Origin of the sequence: Devriesea agamarum (genome assembly GCF_900070355.1) — a bacterium.
GTDB classification, from domain to species: Bacteria; Actinomycetota; Actinomycetes; order Actinomycetales; family Dermabacteraceae; genus Devriesea; species Devriesea agamarum.
The window spans coordinates 327,970-345,382 of sequence record NZ_LN849456.1 but is presented as its reverse complement, the minus strand read 5'-3'; the positions used below and the strand labels follow the sequence as shown (position 1 = coordinate 345,382).

The window sequence follows — 17,413 nt, the reverse complement described above, 5'->3', positions numbered from 1 at the left end:
AATCTTTATTCCATTGTGCCACGTTCATCTGGTCGAACTGGCAGGTTCTCATGCAGTCGGGTCATCACCTCGGGTTTGCGCATCCCAGGTGGCAGCGGGGTCATCCAGCACATCGGCCTGTTCCGGTGATGAACGATACCGGGCGGTGGTTTTCCAGTGTCGGCCGAGCACCAGCACTCCGAGCCCGAGCAACGCCAGGACGAGGGAGGGGGCAAGCGCACTCCAGGCCGCCGCCATGGCATGTGCAGGAGCGCTGAGTCCGAACAGCCCGGTTTCTGAGGCGAGGCTGGTCGCGGCGGCATCTCCCGGATTGGTCAGCACGGTGAGTGTTGTCATGCAGGCGAGGATGCCGCTGATCATGAGCACCGGACCAGTCAGCCACCGGGCCCATCGCGAGGTCAACGCAGTCGCAATCGCCGAGGTCACCGCAACCGCCGATAAAGCGGTCAGAGCGGGGGCAGCTTCAGCGCCGGTGATCTCAAGCGCCCGGGCAGGAGTGGCAGCCATCGCCGGGATCTGTGCCGACACCCAGGTCAGCTGGCTGATCCCGAACAGGATGCCGGCGAGCAACACCCCGGACCATACCGCTCGTTTCCTGGTGAACCACCCACCTCGGCCCGTCGCATCTGCGGGTAGTGCGGAATTCATTGCGGGCCCGCCGCTTGGTCACCATCCTGATCCGGTAACCCAGTGACCGGATGCATGGTGCTGGCCGATACCACCGCTCGCAACGCCGCTGCGGCTTTGGACACGGACTCGCGATATTCCATGGTGGGGCTGGAGTCTGCCACCACTCCGCCCCCGGCCTGAACATGGGCCGAACCGTCCGCGATGACCGCGGTCCGGATAGCAATCGCCATATCCATATCACCCGCGAAGTCGATATAACCGACGGTTCCCCCGTACAGTCCTCGGGCCACCGGTTCCAGACGGTCGATAATCTGCATCGCCCGGGGCTTGGGGGCACCCGATAAGGTTCCGGCGGGGAATGTGGCACGCAACGCGTCGAACGCTGTGGCATCGTCCTCCATCTCGCCGGTGACCGTCGAGACCAGGTGCATGATGTGTGAATAGCGTTCAATATGCATGAAGTCGTGAACGGTGACCGATCCTGGGCGGCAAAACTTTTGCAGGTCGTTGCGGGCTAGATCCACCAGCATCAGGTGTTCTGACCGTTCTTTGGGATCGTCCACCAAATTCTTCGCATGCGCACGGTCCTCGGCATCATCGCGCCCACGAGGCCGAGATCCCGCGATCGGATGGGTAGTCGCTGTGCCCGCCCGCACGGTGACCAGCGATTCCGGACTTGCTCCCACCACATCTAGTGGGCGGCCTTCAGCATCTACCAGGCGCAGAAGATACATGTAGGGGCTGGGGTTCATGCGACGCAGCACCCGGTAAATATCCAGGGCGTCGGCGTCAGAGTCGAGAGTGAACCGCTGTGATGGAACGACCTGAAAAATTTCCCCGTCGACAATGTCTTTGATGGCGTCCTGAACGGATCGCTCATAGTCTTCCCGCGAGGTGCGCGTACGCGGTTGAGCGTCTGTGACCGAGGTGTAGGTGGCAAGGCGTGAGGCTACCGGTGTGCGCACCGCATCGGTCATGGCTCGCAGGCGCGCCACAGCGTCGTCGTAAGCGGCATCGGCCCCATCGTCCGTCCCATTGAGGTTCAAGGCGTTAGCTACCAGGACCACCGTCGCGTCGCGGTGGTCGTAAATAGCTAGATCCTGCGAGAGAACCAGGCACAGGTCGGGAAGGCCGATCTCATCGGGTCCTGCCGGGCCAAGCTTTTCAAATCGCCGCACGATGTCGTAGCCGAGATAGCCGACCAAGCCTCCAGTAAACGGGGGCAAACCCACCTCGCGGGCGCTGTGGAACGCCTCAGCAGTCAAGCGCAGAGCTTCCAGCGGATCGCCCTCGGTGGGCACACCGGTCGGAACATCCCCAATCCAATGAGCGCATCCGTCTTTTTCTGTGAGCACGGCCCGCGCCCGCGCCCCGATGATCGACCAGCGTCCCTTTTCGCTGTCGCCAGCGGATTCCAGCAAAAAGGTACCGCGTGGCCCCGCTGGATCCTCACCCTGTGCCGTGAGTTTGCGAAACAAACTGATTGGGGTGTCTTCGTCGGCGAGATAGCGCACTAAAACCGGCACCACTCGCTGGGTCGCCGCCCGCCGTCTAAAACCCTCCCGGTTCGGCCAGACCTGTCCGAGCGGAATATCCTCGGGAGCGGTCACCGTTTCTGAGTACGCCTGGTTCATTGTGCGTTGTCCGTTCTCGCCGCTCGGGTCACGTCCTCATTCCTGTCGCATTGGGCCAGTAGCCGATCATCGAAACAGCTTTGAGTTCCGGTATGGCATGCGGAACCGACCTGATCAACTTCAATGAGTAGCGCATCTCCGTCGCAATCTAACCGCAGACGCCGCAGGTACTGCCGATGGCCCGAGCTGTCGCCTTTGCGCCAGTACTCTTGCCTGGAGCGCGACCAGAAGGTGATGCGGCCCTCTGCCAAGGTACGCGCCAAGGCCTCATCATCCATCCAGGCCACCATCAGCACTTCCCGACTGTCGTAGTCCTGGACGACGGCGCAGATGAGTCCGTGCTGATCGCGCTTAAGGCGCTCAGCGATCTCCGGGTCGAGAGTGCTTTCCTGACGCTTCCTGATCGGGTCTTGGTCGAGTGTCGTCATAGCGCCCCGAGCAGGTCATCGACTCGATCCGTTCGCTCCCAGGTGAAGTCAGCTTCTTCCCGGCCGAAATGACCAAACGTAGCCGTGCGACGGTAGATCGGCCGCAGCAGTTCCAGACGATCAATAATCGCCTCGGGACGAAGATCGAACACTTTGTTAATCGCCTGGACCAGCCTGTGCTCCGGGTAGGTCCCGGTGCCAAAGGTTTCCACGTACAGCCCCACCGGACGGGCTCGTCCAATGGCGTACGCCACCTGTACTTCGCACTTGGTGGCCAGGCCCGCGGCCACGATGTTCTTGGCGACCCAGCGCATCGCATACGCCGCCGAACGGTCCACCTTCGAGGGATCCTTCCCGGAAAACGCCCCACCGCCGTGGCGAGCAAACCCGCCGTAGGTGTCGACAATGATCTTGCGTCCCGTCAAACCCGCATCCCCCTTCGGACCTCCGATCACGAAACGACCGGTCGGATTTACATGCAGGGTGACATTCGAGGTCTCCAGGCCTAACGCGGCAAGCTCCTCCAGCACCGGAGCAACCACGACCTTGCGCACACCGGGAGCCAATTGCTCGTCCAAGTTCACCTCGGGGGCGTGTTGGGAGGACACCACAATTGTTTCGACGCTGCGCGCCACCCCGTCATCGTCGTAGCCGATTGTGACCTGAGTCTTACCATCGGGCCGCAGGTAAGGCAGCACACCGTTGCGCCGAGCCTCGGACAAGTTCTTGGCAAGCCGGTGAGCTGCATGAATGGGTAAAGGCATCAGTTCAGGAGTGTCAGTGCAGGCAAAACCAAACATCAAACCCTGGTCCCCCGCGCCCTGGCCTTCAAAACGCTCGGCGGCACCGCTCCCGCTGTCGCGGCTCTCTAGGGAGTTATCGACTCCAGCGGCGATGTCTTCCGACTGGGAGCCGATAGACACTTCGATGCCGCAGGAATCCGCATCGAAGCCTTTCTCCGAAGAGTCATAGCCAATGTCGCCGATGACCTTGCGCACAATTTTGTTGATATCGGAGTAGCCGTCCGTGCGCACTTCACCCGCAACATGGACGAGTCCCGTGGTCACCAAGGTTTCAACAGCCACTCGAGAAGCTGGGGACTGGGCAATCAGATCATCGAGAATTGCGTCCGAAATCTGGTCGCACACTTTATCCGGATGCCCCTCCGTCACTGATTCGGAGGTAAAAAGGCGCAGAGTATCGAGCGAGGTCATACCTTCAGGGTAGTAGACCGCCCGGGTTGATATCAGAGACGCTCATCTCATATTCCGTAAGGCGATGTGCACCACAAACAGGCCGACCGGGTCGCATGTACGCACCGCGTGTGCCGCGATACACGGCTACGCCTGGGCAGGCGGCAGCAGACTGACCGTGTGGTCCAGTAAGGCATGAGCCACCTCGACTTTGGAACCCGCGCACTCAGCTAAGGTGCGTCCGGACGCATCAAGCACGGTGACCACATTGGTTTCACTTCCAAATACGCCCCTGCTCACATCATTGGCTGCGAGCAGATCAGCGCCCTTGCGGCGCGCTTTCTGCCGCGCATGGGTTAGCGCATCCTGCCCCTCATCACCGGTTTCAGCGGCAAAACCGATAATCACATGAGGGAGAATCTCCTCGGCTCCAACGCCCACGTCGGCCCCCATGCGCCCATCGCGTCTGTGGTTGCGATCGGTCACGGATTCATGCAGAACATCCGTGGTCTCTCGCAGGGAAAGTGTCATCGACACCCGAAATGAGTCAGCCTCACCAGCAGATATGGCACCTTCATGAGCGCCGGCAGCACCTGCGTCTGTCATTTTTTTGAGTTTGTGACCGGCAGGATTCACCGGAGCGTAATCGGCGACAGCTGCGGCCATCACGAGAACATCGGTGCGAGATCGTTCAGCGCGCACGGCCTGCGCGAGCTCATCAGCGCTACCCACCGGTTTAACCCGCACCCCACACGGCGCTGGCATCGCAACGTTTGCCGCAATCAGCGTGACCTCTGCGCCACGCGATGCTGCAGCATTCGCTATCGCCCACCCCTGTTTACCCGACGAATGATTGGTTAGATACCGAACCGGGTCGAGATGTTCTCGCGTTCCCCCAGCCGTGATCAACACCCTGCGGCCTGCCAAGTCGTGCCCGCGACCACCGCGCGCAATCACCGCCGTCAACAAATCCAGCACGGTCTCGGGTTCTGGCAGACGACCCGGGCCGGAGTCGGGGCCCGTCAGACGGCCCACCGCTGGTTCTGCCACCACCACGCCGCGCCGACGCAACACCTCGACATTCTCGACGGTAGCTGGGTGCTCCCACATCTCGGTATGCATCGCCGGGGCCATCACCACGGGGCCGTGCGCCATGAGAAGGGTTGCCGTCAGCAGGTCATCGGCACGACCCGCACGAGCCCGCGCCAGCAGATCCGCGGTCGCCGGAACCACCAGCACGGCATCGCTTTCCTGGCCAATGCGCACGTGCGCGACCTCGTCCACATGCTCAAAGACATCGGTCAGAACCGGATGCCCACTGAGGGCTTCCCAGGTGGCTTTGCCGATGAACTCAAGGCTGGCTTTCGTCACGATCACGCGAACATCAGCACCGGCAGCACGAAGGCCGCGCACGATGTGCGCGGCCTTATACGCGGCGATGCCTGCGCAAATACCGACCACGATGCGCTTTCCCGCTAAGGGGTGGTTGCCGGGGACTGTGTCCGACATCGGTATCTCGCTCTGCTGAATCGCCATAGCCACTATTGTCGCTGTGCCGCCGCTGTGCTCACGCACTGCAGCGGCAACAGGTTCACAGGGGCGGCAGATTCAAACCCGCATCGGTTTCATCGTCAGCGCCGGTCCCGGAGAGGCTGAGACCCGCGGGTGCTGACGGCTTGTCCGAGGCCGGTTCAGCTTCGGGAAGCTCATCGACTGAACGAACGGTCAGCATTCCTTCGTCGATCTCGCGCAGCGCAATCGACAACGGCTTTTCCTGCGATTCAGTTTCGACGAGCGGTCCGACGTATTCCAGGAGACCTTCAGATAGCTGCGAGTAGTACGCATTGATCTGACGGGCGCGCTTAGCCGAGTAGAGCACGAGGCCATACTTGGAATCGACGGTCTCTAGGAGACGGTCGATCGGGGGGTTAGTGATGCCTTCGGGCTGGGCAACGGTTCCGGACACGCGGGAGCCTTTCCGGTTGGAGGATTTTACGGCCGGTGAGCGCACGCGGCGATACACCGACGCACTTCACCTGACAGGGGTGACACTTCAGGATACGACATGAGCACAGGAACTGACGAGCCTCTCAGCTCATGCGCACTGTGACCTGAGCCCGCACACAGCGTCCCAGGCGATTTTTGTGGGCGCTCAAACCTGCGGTGCGCTGCGAACTCCCATGGTGCTGGCAAGCTCATCCGCCGCCCGGTCAACATCGTCATTCACAATGGTCACATCGAATTCGGATTCAGCTGCCAGCTCCACTTTGGCGGTTTCCAAGCGGCGCGCACGCTCATCCTCGTTTTCAGTGCCCCGACCGACTAGGCGCTCAACCAAAGTCTCCCAATCCGGGGGCGCCAAAAAGACGAACCGGGCCTGCGGCATTGACTCACGAACCTGACGCGCACCGGCGAGATCAATTTCCAACAGCACGGGGTGCCCTTGGCCAACCGCCTCGAGAACGGGGGTGCGGGGGGTTCCGTAACGATGTCGGCCATGTACGACCGCCCATTCGAGCATGTCGCCTGCCTCAACCATCCGGGTGAACTCGGCGTCGTCCACGAAGTGATAGTGGACTCCGTCGATCTCACCCGGACGCGGCGGCCTGGTCGTGGCCGATACGGATAGATAGATCTCTGGGTACCGACGGCGGACAGCAGCGGACACTGTACCCTTTCCAACCGCCGTCGGCCCCGCAAGAACGGTCAGCGCGGCGCGCACGAATCCCGTCGCAGCGGAATCCGAGCCGTCCGCACTCACTCGGAGAAGTGCTCGACGAGCTTCTCGGCCTGATGGGAGCCGAGACCGCGCAGACGACGAGACGGGGAGATCCCGATCTCTTCCATAATCTGCTGAGCCTTAACCTTGCCGACACCCGGAAGAGCCTCGAGCAGGGCGGAAACCTTCAGCTTGCCGATGGTTTCGTTTTCTTCAGCTTCTTTAAGGACCTTGCTGATCTCATCGCCACGACGTCCGGTGGAGTCCTTGAGGCGAGCCTTGATGGCGGCGCGCTCACGACGGGCCTCGGCGGCCTTTTTGAGAGCAGCGGCGCGCTGTTCGTCTGAGAGAGAAGGGAGTGCCACTCGTTGTACCTCATGTTCTGGTTGATGTTCCGCTGTGGCAGAACAGTGCCTTTATACAAAGGACGCCAACAACCGACGTCGCTCATGCGGCATCCTATGCGCCACGACCAGCGGAATCAATCAACAGGGCCGGTCAGATGGCGTGCCGAACCGAAACATCCCATGACATGAAGCAAACAAAACACATGGAATGTGCCACAGCGCCGGCAAACTTGCCCCGATCGGACGCCAACTCCTCCCATTTCTAGGGATATATCGCGGCGAATACGGCCCGCCGGCTAGGCGGTGCGCCGTCTGCATCCCTCACGAGCGCCGTTCAGATGGCGACATCAACTCGCCTGTTCGCGCCCTGACCACTGCGCGCAGGCAGCCCGCAAAGCAGCCGGGTCGGGCCCTACCGCAGCCACCGCCCGCGACACCGAAATCAACACCCGGGACGAGGCGTTTCCAAAGACTGCTTCCCGATCCTCAAGCCGCGCGCCCTGGGCACCGAACCCCGGTGCAAGCACCGCACCGCCCATTGCCGCCAGATCCAAGCCGAGATGCGAGAGCGCATCATCCACCGTCGCGCCCACGACCACGCCTACACTCCCCCAGCTACCTTCTGGCATACCGTGGTCGCGATTAACGCGGGCGGCGAAATCAATCACCGTGCCCGCAACTGAGCGACCGTGAGCGTCGGTGGCGTGTTGGACAGTAGGACCATCTGGGTTAGAGGTCAATGCCAGCGCAAAGATGCCTTTTCCGTGGTTGGCTATGTACGAAAGGCACGGGGAGAGACTGCCCGGTCCAAGGTAGGGACTGACGGTCATGGCGTCCGCTTCCAGGGGTGAGCCTGGCCGTAGATACGCTTCGGCGTACGCCGACATAGTGGATCCGATATCACCGCGCTTAACGTCCAAGATCGTGAGGATCCGGCGTGCCCGCGCTTCCGCCAGCAATTCCTCCAGCACCGCTATACCGTGCGAACCGTGGCGCTCAAAGAACGCGGACTGGGGTTTAATGGCGGCCGCCAAACCATCCGCAGCCGCAAGTAAACGCCGAGAAAACACCTCCAAGGCCGCTGGGGTGTCTTCGTAACCCCATGCCTGCAGAGTGCTGACGTGTGGATCGATCCCCAGGCATACGGGGCCGTTAGCTTCCACAGCGGCCTGCAACCTCTGCCCAAATGGCACTACGGGGCTGGGAAGTTGGTCTGGCGGGGTCACGAGGCCTCCCTGAAAGCGTTCTGCCGAGCATGATGTTCTTGCAAACTCATCACGGTAAACGGACCCGCTGACAGTGATTCAATGGCCTGCACCGCGGCTGCGAGTTCCTGGAACGTCGTGATGATCGGGATATCGACGCTGGTTGCCGCCGCCCGGATAGCGTACCCGTCGGCACGAGCACGAGAGCCGGTCGGGGTGTTAATCACAGCCGCAACGTCTCCGCGCTCAATCAGATCGATGATGCTCTCCGTTGCCTGTTCATTCCCGGACAAGACATCCGATGCTTTGGGCACCACCGTGCAGTCGATCCCGGACCGAGCTAGGACAGCTGCGGTGCCTTCGGTTGCCAGCACCGTAAATCCGAGGTCGACCATACGGCTCACCGGCAGCGCGATATTGCGTTTGTCCCGGTCTGCCACCGACACAAAGACCGTTCCCGCCGACGGTAGGCCCTGACCGGCGATTGCCAGCTGCGACTTGGCAAAGGCCCGGGGAAAGGTACGATCCAAGCCCATCACTTCACCGGTCGACCTCATTTCCGGTCCGAGCAGAGAATCCACGCTATGCCCGCTGCGCGTGCGGAAACGCTTAAACGGCAGCACCGCTTCTTTCACCGAAATCGGCGTGTCCATGGGGAGATGGGTGTTGTCACCCGAGGCCGGGAGTATCCCCGCCGCGCGCAGCTCCGCAATGCTGCGCCCGGTCATGACCAGCGCAGCGGCTTTGGCTAGCTGCACACCGGTGGCCTTGGAAACGAACGGCACCGTGCGGGATGCTCGCGGGTTAGCTTCCAGCACGTACAAAACATCCTGGGCGAGAGCGAACTGAATATTGATCAGCCCGCGCACACCAACGCCACGGGCAATGAGTTTGGTCGACGTGCGAATCCGATCAAGTTCGGCCCGAGACAGTGACACCGGTGGCAAGGTACACGCGGAGTCACCGGAATGAATACCCGCTTCCTCAATGTGTTCCATAATGCCGCCGACAAACAACTCCTCGCCGTCAAAAATCGCGTCGACGTCGATCTCCATCGCAGTATCTAAGAACCGGTCGATCAGAATCGGGGCGTCAGCTCGGCCCGAGGCGGGCAGATGCCGCGACACGTAATCGCGAAGCTGGCCGTCGTCGTACACAATCTCCATGCCGCGACCCCCGAGAACGTAACTCGGACGCACCAGAACCGGATATCCGACGCCGCGAGCCACCTCCAGAGCATCATCAAGGCCCCACGCAGTTCCATAGGGAGGAGCGGGAAGACCAGCCTGGCTAAGCACCGCACCGAAAGCACCTCGGTCTTCGGCAGCGTCAATAGCCGCAGCGGGGGTGCCGATAATGGGTAGACCTGCCTCGGTCAGACGCGCAGCTAACGACAGCGGAGTCTGGCCGCCGAGCTGCACGATCACTCCTGCGACCGGCCCCACAGCAGATTCCGCGTCGTAGATTTCCACCACGTCTTCAAAGGTGAGTGGCTCAAAATAGAGCCGGTCTGAAATGTCATAGTCGGTGGAGACGGTTTCAGGGTTGCAGTTCACCATGACGGTTTCGTAATTCGGTCCGCCGTGCTCCTCATCCAGTGCGAGCGCAAGCGAGGCATGCACACAGGAATAGTCGAACTCGATTCCCTGCCCAATCCGGTTCGGCCCGGACCCAAGGATGATGACGGCTGGCCGCTCGCGCGCCGGCACCTCGGTGGTCAAATCGTAGGTCGAATAGTGGTAGGGAGTGTGAGACTCGAACTCGGCGGCACAGGTATCCACCATCTTGTACACGGGCCTAATCCCCAAAGCCCGGCGCAGCCCCCGCACCACATCTTCGTGCAGGAAACGGATCTGCCCGATCTGAGCATCGGACATGCCGTGACGCTTAGCCCGGCGCAGCAACGGCGCGGTCAACACCTCAGCGGTCCGAACCGCATGGGCTACCTCATCCACGAGCAAGATCTGATCCAGGAACCACCGGTCGATGGAGGTCGCCTCGTACAGGCGCTCAATCAGGTCCTCGCGCTCCGCTTCCCCGCAGGCAGCTGCTCTGAGAATCCTCTGTAGCGTGACGATGCGGCCAGCAGTCGGCGTGCGAACCTCTTCGAGCAGGCGTTCGACCTCCTCCAGGCCGGGCGTGTCGTCCTTCCAGGTGAACACCGAATCCTTCACATCCAGCGCCCGCAGGGCTTTACCTAGTGCTTCGGTGAAGTTGCGCCCGATAGCCATTGCTTCTCCGACGCTCTTCATGGTCGTGGTCAGCGTCGGGTCTGCGGCCGGGAATTTCTCGAATGCGAATCGCGGAACTTTCACCACCACGTAGTCGAGAGTTGGCTCGAAACTGGCGGGGGTGGTGCCAGTAATGTCATTGCGGATTTCATCGAGGGTGTAGCCGATAGCGAGTCGCGCCGCAATTTTGGCAATCGGGAACCCGGTGGCTTTGGACGCAAGGGCCGAGGAACGCGAAACCCTCGGGTTCATTTCGATGACGACAACCCGCCCGGTCGTAGGATGCACGGCAAACTGCACATTGCATCCTCCGGTGTCGACGCCGACCTCGCGGATAATGGCGATGCCGATATCGCGCAAATTCTGCAGTTCCACGTCGGTGAGCGTTAATGCGGGAGCCACCGTAATGGAGTCCCCCGTGTGCACACCAACCGGGTCAACATTTTCAATCGAGCAGACAACCACCACGTTGTCGTGGCGATCTCGCATCAGTTCCAGTTCAAACTCTTTCCATCCGAGGATGGATTCTTCGAGTAGCACTTCGCTGGTCGGGGAATAGTGCAGACCATCGCCCGCAATCCGGCGCAGATCGCTTTCATCGAACGCTATTCCTGACCCGAGACCGCCCATGGTGAAAGAGGGCCTAACAACCATCGGATATCCGAGGTCATCAGCGGCCTCCATGCATTCATCCATCGTGTGACAGATGCGGGAACGGGCTGATTCTGCCCCACAGCGCTGAACAACCTCTTTAAACGCTTCGCGGTCTTCAGCTTTATGAATCGCTAAGATCGAGGCTCCGATGAGTTCAACACCGAATTCTTCGAGAGTGCCCTGTTCTTCGAGCGCTAGCGCGGCATTTAGCGCGGTCTGGCCTCCTAGGGTGGGCAGCAACGCATCAGGGCGTTCCTTCTCGATAATCGAGCGCAAAATGCCGGGGTCAATCGGTTCGACATAGGTCGCATCGGCAATATCGGGATCGGTCATAATGGTCGCGGGGTTCGAGTTCACCAGGATGACCCGCAGACCCTCTTCTTTGAGAACCCGGCACGCCTGGGTGCCGGAGTAGTCGAACTCGCAGGCTTGTCCGATCACGATGGGGCCCGAGCCAATCACAAGGACCGAGGAAATATCAGTGCGGCGGGGCATCAGGACTCCTTCTGGAGGGTAGCGGTCCCGGTGATATCAGCTTTGTGTTCTCGGCGGCCTCGCACCAGATCGGCGAGCCGGTCAAACAGATGCGCTGCGTCATGCGGTCCGGCGGCAGCCTCTGGATGGTATTGCACGGAAAACGCGGGGATATCCAGGCACAAAATGCCTTCCACGACGTCGTCGTTGAGTCCGGTGTGGGAGACCGCCACTCGTCCGTATTTGCCATTGCCGTGCGGGGCAACGGTTGGGGCGCCGCGCGGAATGTCGACGGCAAACCCGTGGTTTTGGGCTGTCACCTCGACTTTGCCGGTGGTTTCATCACGCACCGGCTGGTTGATACCTCGGTGTCCAAAGCGCAGTTTGTAGGTTCCAAATCCGAGCGCGCGCCCGAGGATCTGGTTGCCAAAACAGATCCCGAAATACGGGATTCCCGCATCGAGTACCTGACGCAAAACCTCAACTTGATGGTCGGCGGTAGCGGGGTCACCGGGACCGTTGGAGAAGAACACCGCGTCCACATCCAGCGCCTGAATATCCTCGAACGTGGTATCGGCGGGCAGCAGGTGCACTCGCAGACCGCGCTCAAGCATGTGGCGCGGAGTCGAGGCTTTGATCCCGAGGTCGACGGCGGCTACCGATCCGATGGTCTCGCCGTCCGGTTCGAGCACCACCGGCTGAGGGATGGTGACGCGGTCAACGAAGGAGGCCCCTTCCATCGCGGGTGCAGACCGCACCTGAGTAAGAAGATCCTCAACCCGGCTGTCGATCAAAGCTGGACCGGAAAAGATACCCCCTCGCATAGACCCCTGGTCACGCAAACGGCGAGTAATGGCGCGAGTATCGACCCCGCTGATCCCGATGACTTCCGAGGAAACCAGGAGGTCATCAAGGGTTTGTTCGCTGCGCCAGTTCGACGCTCGCCGGGCAGGGTCGCGCACCACATAACCATCGACCCAGACTCGGCGAGACTCCATGTCGGTGGAGTTCACACCGGTGTTACCGATATGGGGGGTGGTTTGCACCACGATCTGGCCCGCATATGAGGGGTCAGTCAGGGTTTCCTGGTAGCCCGTCATGCCGGTGGTGAACACAACCTCGCCCAGTCGGTAGCCGCGCGCGCCGTAGGCCTCTCCTTCGTACACGCTGCCGTCTTCGAGAATGAGCAGAGCGGGCTCCTCGCAGGTGCCACGATGAGAGTTGGCAGCAGCAGACTCGGATGCGCACCCCGCGCTGAATGGGTAGGACGTCATGGTTAGGGTCACTCCTCGTGAGCCGGGGATTCGGGTAGCTGATCGACCGCCAGATGTATCAGCCAGGGATGGGCTAGCAGAGCACGATGGTCTGCCCGATGCTGAAGTCGCAGGCCCGAGTCGAGTGTATGAGGTCCAAGGTTCCAGGTGAGCAGGAAGAGCCCCTGAGGTCCCACTGCTTTACCGGCAATACCTTGGGCGCTACCGACGGCCTGTAGCTGCCCCATGGGGATGGTCAGCGACGGCGCACCGTAGCGGTCAATCCGCACCGCTTTGTGACCATCCTCTAAAAGGCCCAGGCTGATGTCTGCTCGTGATCTGGAACCGAGTCCGTGTGCAACGATCCGCTCTAAGGGCTTACCCGCGGTCGTGCTGGAGACATAAATCGCCGGATAGGGGCCGGCCTCAACCTGGCTGAGGGACTGGTCCGGTGGGGCCGGCAGATCTCTCTGCCGGACCCCCCGGGCATACCATCCGCGGGCCATCGCGCCGAGGATCACTCCCAGAACAACACATAGCAGCGCGATGGGGGCCACGAATGGACTCATACCTATTCCTTCTGTCGTATTCGACTACTCGTTTTCCGGGCTCAGGCCCGGATTTTCAGTGGCGGGCCGCTGGTCCACGCCTTCGACGACCTGACCATCCCGGACGGTGGCACGGCCCCGGAACAGGGTCAGCACGTTGCGGCCAGGCAGTTCCATCCCCGCGAACGGGGTGTTGCGCGACCGGGTCGCCTGCTCGGCGGGGTTAACCGTGGTCGTGACCTGCGGATCCCACACCAGAACGTTGGCGATCTCGCCAACCTCCAGCGGACGGCCCTGCCCTTCGTCCAGTCCGATAGCCGCCGGGGTTTCCGACATCACCCGTGCGACGTCTCGCCAGCTCAGTCGACCGGAGTCGACCATGGTGTGCTGCACCACGGACAGAGCTGTTTCCAGCCCGGTCATTCCGAACGCGGCATGTACCCATTCGCAGTCTTTGTTTTCACGCGGATGGGGCGCGTGGTCGGTGGCGACGATGTCGATGGTGCCGTCGGCCAATCCTTCCCGCACCGCCTGAACATCCTCGGCGGTACGCAGCGGCGGATTCACTTTGAAGTTAGCGTTGTACTCCCGCACCAGATCATCGGTGAGCAACAGGTGATGCGGAGTCACTTCTGCGGTCACATTAATTCCGCGAGACTTGGCCCATCGAATAATCTCAACGCTTCCAGCCGTGGACAGGTGGCACACGTGCAGCCGGGAGCCGACGTGCTCGGCCAGCAGAACGTCGCGGGCGATAATCGACTCTTCAGCCACAGCAGGCCAACCGGTGAGACCGACCTGCGCCGACACCACACCCTCATGCATTTGGGCGCCGTCGGTGAGCAGCGGATCCTGGGCATGTTGAGCGATGACGCCGCCGCACGTCTTGACGTATTCCAGGGCGCGGCGCATGAGCAGCGGGTCGTGCACGCATTTGCCGTCATCGCTGAACACGCGCACCCGGGCTCGCGAGGTGGCCATGGCATCCAGTTCCGCGAGTTTTTCACCGCGCAGCCCCACCGTGACCGCACCAATGGGGAAAACCTGGCAATATCCCGCGTCCAGTCCGAGCCGAAGCACCTGTTCCACCACGCCTGCGGTGTCGGCCACGGGATGGGTGTTTGCCATTGCGTGCACCGCGGTGAAACCACCCCGAGCTGCGGCTTTGGTACCGGTCAGCACTGTTTCGCTGTCTTCGCCGCCCGGCTCACGCAAATGCGTGTGCAGGTCGACGAGCCCGGGGAGCACCACGCAACCGTTGGCGTCGATGACCTGGTCGTTGTGATCAGGAGTCAGCTCAGGCCCGATCTCGGCGATCTGAGCACCCCGGACCCTGAGGTCCAGGACATCCTCGCCGTACAGGCGTCCACCGCGGATGAGATAGCTGGGCATGCTGGTGTTCATGAGTCCTCCCGGGTATCGCTAGCGAGAAGGTGATAGAGGACAGCCATGCGAACCACCACGCCGCTCGCAACCTGTTCCACAATCACACTGCGCGGGCCGTCGGCGGCATCGGCGCTAATTTCGAGACCGCGGTTCATCGGTCCCGGGTGCATGACCACGGCGTGATCAGGCAATCGGTCGCAGCGGGCCTGATCTAGGCCGTAACGCCGGGAGTATTCGGCTGCAGACGGGAAGAATCCGCCGCCTGCCATGCGTTCTCGCTGCACGCGCAGCATCATGACCGCGTCTGGTCCGCTAACCAGCGCTTCGTCGAGGTCATAGGAGATGTCGCAGGGCCACACGCTGGCACCGACCGGAACCAGCGCGGGCGGGGCTACCAGGGTGACTTTGGCGCCGAGCGTGGTCATCAGGTCCACGTTGGAGCGGGCAACGCGCGAATGCAGCACGTCACCGACGATCACGACGTGACGCCCGGAGAGGTCCTTACCTTTTGACTCCCCTGCCGGGTTCATGTGCCGACGCAAGGTGAACGCGTCCAGTAAGGCCTGGGTGGGATGCTGGTGGGTGCCATCGCCCGCATTCACGATGGGATGGTCGATCCATCCCGCATGGGCGAGCTGATATGCCGCACCTGAGGCGTAGGAGCGGACGACTACCGCATCAGCGCCCATCGCTTCCAGCGTCAATGCCGTGTCTTTCAGCGATTCGCCCTTGGAGACGGATGAGCCTTTGGCGGAGAAGTTAATGACATCCGCCGACAGCCTCTTGGCAGCTGCCTCAAAGCTGATCCGGGTCCGGGTGGAGTCTTCAAAGAAGAGGTTGACGACGGTGCGTCCCACTAGCGCCGGTAATTTGCGGATGGATCGCGACTGGGTCGCAGCCATCTCTTCGGCGGTGTCGAGGATGGAGATTGCTTGCTGACGGTCGAGGTCGCCGGCGCTGATTAAGTGTTTCATCACGCACCTGCCTCATCGTCAGCGGCACTGGGCCGGGAGATCGTGACGCAGTCTTCACCATCGAATTCCTGCAGGCGGACGGATACGCGTTCACCGCTGGAGGTGGGAAGGTTTTTGCCGACGTGATCGGCGCGGATCGGCAGTTCGCGATGGCCTCGATCCACGAGTACCGCTAGGCGCACGGCTCGGGGCCGCCCGATATCAGAGAGTGCATCGAGGGCGGCGCGGATCGTGCGACCGGAATACAAGACATCATCCACCAGGACGACGACTTTTCCGTCGATTCCGCTAGCGGGAATCTCGGTGGGGTGGATCTCGCGAGTGGGGCCACGCCGCAGATCATCGCGGTGCATGGTGATGTCGAGGGCACCGCAGGGCGCCTCGATCTTTTCTGCAATCCGCTGTGCGAGGGGAACGCCTCGGCTGTGAATCCCGAGGAGGACGAGGTCATCGCCTCCTCGGTTCGCTTCAAGGATCTCGTAGGAGATCCGGGTCAGTGCGCGCTGAATGTCATCAGCTCTGAGCACAGTTGTCATCATGTCCTCCCTTCTGCGCCTCACGGGACGCTTCGTTAAAGGGTTGTTTTCGATGTGAACAATATTCAGTTGTGGGTGATTCAGTTATTGCTGTGGCCTCGGCTTAGGCCGAGGCCCCGGCGAGCTCATGATCCGAGCAGACCGCCTAGGTCGACAATACGCTGAAGCAGCGCGTTGACGAAACGAGGAGAGTCATCCGTGGACAGCTCCGTGGCGATATTAACGTACTCTCCGAGCACGACGCCTTGCTTATCTTCCTCGGTGCCGTGCAGAAGTTCCGCGGCACCGAGTCGCAAAATGGCCCGATCAACGGCGGGCATCCGCGCGAGTGTCCAGCCTTCGGCATGGGTGGCAATGTGCTCGTCAATTTCCGCGGCGTGCATCGCATGCAAACGCACGAGCTCGGCAGCGAATTCGGGAACCGGCGTCTGAGCGGTCGTCACCTTGCGTCGTTCGGCAAGTAGTTCGAGTTCGTCGACGCCACGCAGATCCGCCTCGTAGAGGACATCCAGAGCTCGGATGCGAGCGCGAGTGCGGGTCGACAGGCGTTTGGTATCGGCGGGGACGGTGCGCAGGAATTCAACCTCCGCACCGTCCCGGCGAGGCAGGGGCAGGTTCACCTCAGGCGCGCCCTAGGTATTCGCCCGAGCGGGTGTCGACCTTCACTTTGACACCCTGTTCCAGGAACAGTGGCACCTGGATTTCCCGGCCGGTCTCTAGGGTTGCGGGCTTGGTGCCTCCGGAGGAACGGTCGCCTTGCAGACCGGGTTCGGTGAAGCTAATTTCCAAGACCACCGAGGCGGGCAGTTCGACATACAGGGGGTTGTCGTCGTGCAGGGCGACGATCACATCCTGTCCCTCGAGCATGAAGTCTTTTGCATCGCCGACAACCTCGGCGGTGACGTTCAGCTGCTCCCACGTTGTGGTGTCCATGAAGACGAACATGTCACCGTCCATGTAGGAGTACTGCATATCGCGCTTGTCGACATTCGCAGTCTCGACTTTGATCCCGGCGTTAAAAGTCTTGTCAACAACTTTGCCCGACAGCACGTTTTTGAGTTTAGTGCGCACGAAAGCCGGTCCTTTACCGGGCTTGACGTGCTGGAACTCCACCACGCTCCACAGCTGGCCCTCAAGGTTAAGGACCATACCGTTCTTCAGATCGTTCGTCGTCGCCATGGGTCTCCTCGTAGTGTGGTGG

Annotated in this window: 17 protein-coding genes; all 17 read right to left on the bottom strand. The window is 61.4% G+C overall.

Annotated features, from left to right (window positions below):
* Nucleotides 1–48: 48 nt before the first annotated feature.
* The 17 genes from BN1724_RS01480 to efp all read right to left on the bottom strand — a co-directional run bounded on the left by BN1724_RS01480 (nt 49) and on the right by efp (nt 17,391).
* Complete coding sequence (locus BN1724_RS01480; protein ID WP_058233933.1) at nt 49–648, bottom strand: Trp biosynthesis-associated membrane protein; 600 nt, start codon at nt 646–648, stop codon at nt 49–51.
* Nucleotides 645–2,264, bottom strand: coding sequence for an anthranilate synthase component I (locus BN1724_RS01475; RefSeq protein ID WP_058233932.1), 1,620 nt, complete (start codon nt 2,262–2,264; stop codon nt 645–647). Before BN1724_RS01475 ends, BN1724_RS01480 begins: the two co-directional genes overlap by 4 nt.
* On the bottom strand, nt 2,261–2,692 hold the full coding sequence (gene hisI, locus BN1724_RS01470; protein WP_058233931.1) for a phosphoribosyl-AMP cyclohydrolase: 432 nt from the start codon (nt 2,690–2,692) through the stop codon (nt 2,261–2,263). The genes BN1724_RS01475 and hisI overlap by 4 nt, the downstream gene beginning before the upstream one ends.
* Nucleotides 2,689–3,906 carry a methionine adenosyltransferase gene (gene metK, locus BN1724_RS01465; protein ID WP_058233930.1) on the bottom strand — a complete coding sequence of 406 codons (1,218 nt, stop codon included), beginning with the start codon at nt 3,904–3,906 and terminating at the stop codon, nt 2,689–2,691. The genes hisI and metK overlap by 4 nt, the downstream gene beginning before the upstream one ends.
* 126 nt (nt 3,907–4,032) lie before the next feature.
* Complete coding sequence (gene coaBC / locus BN1724_RS01460) at nt 4,033–5,421, bottom strand: bifunctional phosphopantothenoylcysteine decarboxylase/phosphopantothenate--cysteine ligase CoaBC (RefSeq protein ID WP_231928119.1); 1,389 nt, start codon at nt 5,419–5,421, stop codon at nt 4,033–4,035.
* A gap of 55 nt (nt 5,422–5,476) precedes the next feature.
* The gene (gene rpoZ / locus BN1724_RS01455; RefSeq protein ID WP_058235672.1) at nt 5,477–5,851 is read right to left on the bottom strand and encodes a DNA-directed RNA polymerase subunit omega; all 375 of its coding nucleotides are present in this window, start codon (nt 5,849–5,851) and stop codon (nt 5,477–5,479) included.
* A 186-nt stretch (nt 5,852–6,037) separates the two neighbouring features.
* Entirely contained in the window at nt 6,038–6,646 is a 609-nt protein-coding gene (gmk, locus tag BN1724_RS01450; protein ID WP_058233929.1) for a guanylate kinase, read from the bottom strand.
* On the bottom strand, nt 6,643–6,969 hold the full coding sequence (gene mihF, locus BN1724_RS01445) for an integration host factor, actinobacterial type (RefSeq protein WP_058233928.1): 327 nt from the start codon (nt 6,967–6,969) through the stop codon (nt 6,643–6,645). The genes gmk and mihF overlap by 4 nt, the downstream gene beginning before the upstream one ends.
* Before the next feature lie 329 nt (nt 6,970–7,298).
* Nucleotides 7,299–8,177 carry an orotidine-5'-phosphate decarboxylase gene (pyrF, locus tag BN1724_RS01440; protein WP_058233927.1) on the bottom strand — a complete coding sequence of 293 codons (879 nt, stop codon included), beginning with the start codon at nt 8,175–8,177 and terminating at the stop codon, nt 7,299–7,301.
* Nucleotides 8,174–11,536, bottom strand: a complete 3,363-nt coding sequence (gene carB / locus BN1724_RS01435; RefSeq protein WP_058233926.1) for a carbamoyl-phosphate synthase large subunit — start codon at nt 11,534–11,536, stop codon at nt 8,174–8,176. The genes pyrF and carB overlap by 4 nt, the downstream gene beginning before the upstream one ends.
* Complete coding sequence (carA, locus tag BN1724_RS01430) at nt 11,536–12,789, bottom strand: glutamine-hydrolyzing carbamoyl-phosphate synthase small subunit (RefSeq protein ID WP_084252657.1); 1,254 nt, start codon at nt 12,787–12,789, stop codon at nt 11,536–11,538. Before carA ends, carB begins: the two co-directional genes overlap by 1 nt.
* Nucleotides 12,790–12,797: 8 nt before the next feature.
* On the bottom strand, nt 12,798–13,337 hold the full coding sequence (locus BN1724_RS01425; RefSeq protein WP_058233925.1) for a PH-like domain-containing protein: 540 nt from the start codon (nt 13,335–13,337) through the stop codon (nt 12,798–12,800).
* Nucleotides 13,338–13,361: 24 nt separating this feature from the next.
* Complete coding sequence (locus BN1724_RS01420) at nt 13,362–14,720, bottom strand: dihydroorotase (RefSeq protein ID WP_231928118.1); 1,359 nt, start codon at nt 14,718–14,720, stop codon at nt 13,362–13,364.
* Complete coding sequence (locus BN1724_RS01415; protein WP_058233924.1) at nt 14,717–15,676, bottom strand: aspartate carbamoyltransferase catalytic subunit; 960 nt, start codon at nt 15,674–15,676, stop codon at nt 14,717–14,719. The genes BN1724_RS01420 and BN1724_RS01415 overlap by 4 nt, the downstream gene beginning before the upstream one ends.
* Nucleotides 15,676–16,212: a bifunctional pyr operon transcriptional regulator/uracil phosphoribosyltransferase PyrR gene (pyrR, locus tag BN1724_RS01410; RefSeq protein ID WP_058233923.1), complete on the bottom strand. Its 537-nt coding sequence runs from the start codon at nt 16,210–16,212 to the stop codon at nt 15,676–15,678. Before pyrR ends, BN1724_RS01415 begins: the two co-directional genes overlap by 1 nt.
* Before the next feature lie 125 nt (nt 16,213–16,337).
* Complete coding sequence (nusB, locus tag BN1724_RS01405) at nt 16,338–16,832, bottom strand: transcription antitermination factor NusB (RefSeq protein ID WP_231928117.1); 495 nt, start codon at nt 16,830–16,832, stop codon at nt 16,338–16,340.
* A 1-nt stretch (nt 16,833) separates the two neighbouring features.
* The gene (gene efp / locus BN1724_RS01400; RefSeq protein WP_058233922.1) at nt 16,834–17,391 is read right to left on the bottom strand and encodes an elongation factor P; all 558 of its coding nucleotides are present in this window, start codon (nt 17,389–17,391) and stop codon (nt 16,834–16,836) included.
* Nucleotides 17,392–17,413 lie beyond the last annotated feature (22 nt).

Coding starts and splice junctions, on each gene's coding strand:
- BN1724_RS01480 (WP_058233933.1), bottom strand. CDS start 648: ATGAATTCCGCACTACCCGCAGATGCGACGGGCCGAGGTGGGTGGTTC.
- BN1724_RS01475 (WP_058233932.1), bottom strand. CDS start 2,264: ATGAACCAGGCGTACTCAGAAACGGTGACCGCTCCCGAGGATATTCCG.
- hisI (WP_058233931.1), bottom strand. CDS start 2,692: ATGACGACACTCGACCAAGACCCGATCAGGAAGCGTCAGGAAAGCACT.
- metK (WP_058233930.1), bottom strand. CDS start 3,906: ATGACCTCGCTCGATACTCTGCGCCTTTTTACCTCCGAATCAGTGACG.
- coaBC (WP_231928119.1), bottom strand. CDS start 5,421: ATGGCGATTCAGCAGAGCGAGATACCGATGTCGGACACAGTCCCCGGC.
- carB (WP_058233926.1), bottom strand. CDS start 11,536: ATGCCCCGCCGCACTGATATTTCCTCGGTCCTTGTGATTGGCTCGGGC.
- carA (WP_084252657.1), bottom strand. CDS start 12,789: ATGACGTCCTACCCATTCAGCGCGGGGTGCGCATCCGAGTCTGCTGCT.
- BN1724_RS01425 (WP_058233925.1), bottom strand. CDS start 13,337: ATGAGTCCATTCGTGGCCCCCATCGCGCTGCTATGTGTTGTTCTGGGA.
- BN1724_RS01420 (WP_231928118.1), bottom strand. CDS start 14,720: ATGAACACCAGCATGCCCAGCTATCTCATCCGCGGTGGACGCCTGTAC.
- BN1724_RS01415 (WP_058233924.1), bottom strand. CDS start 15,676: ATGAAACACTTAATCAGCGCCGGCGACCTCGACCGTCAGCAAGCAATC.
- pyrR (WP_058233923.1), bottom strand. CDS start 16,212: ATGACAACTGTGCTCAGAGCTGATGACATTCAGCGCGCACTGACCCGG.
- efp (WP_058233922.1), bottom strand. CDS start 17,391: ATGGCGACGACGAACGATCTGAAGAACGGTATGGTCCTTAACCTTGAG.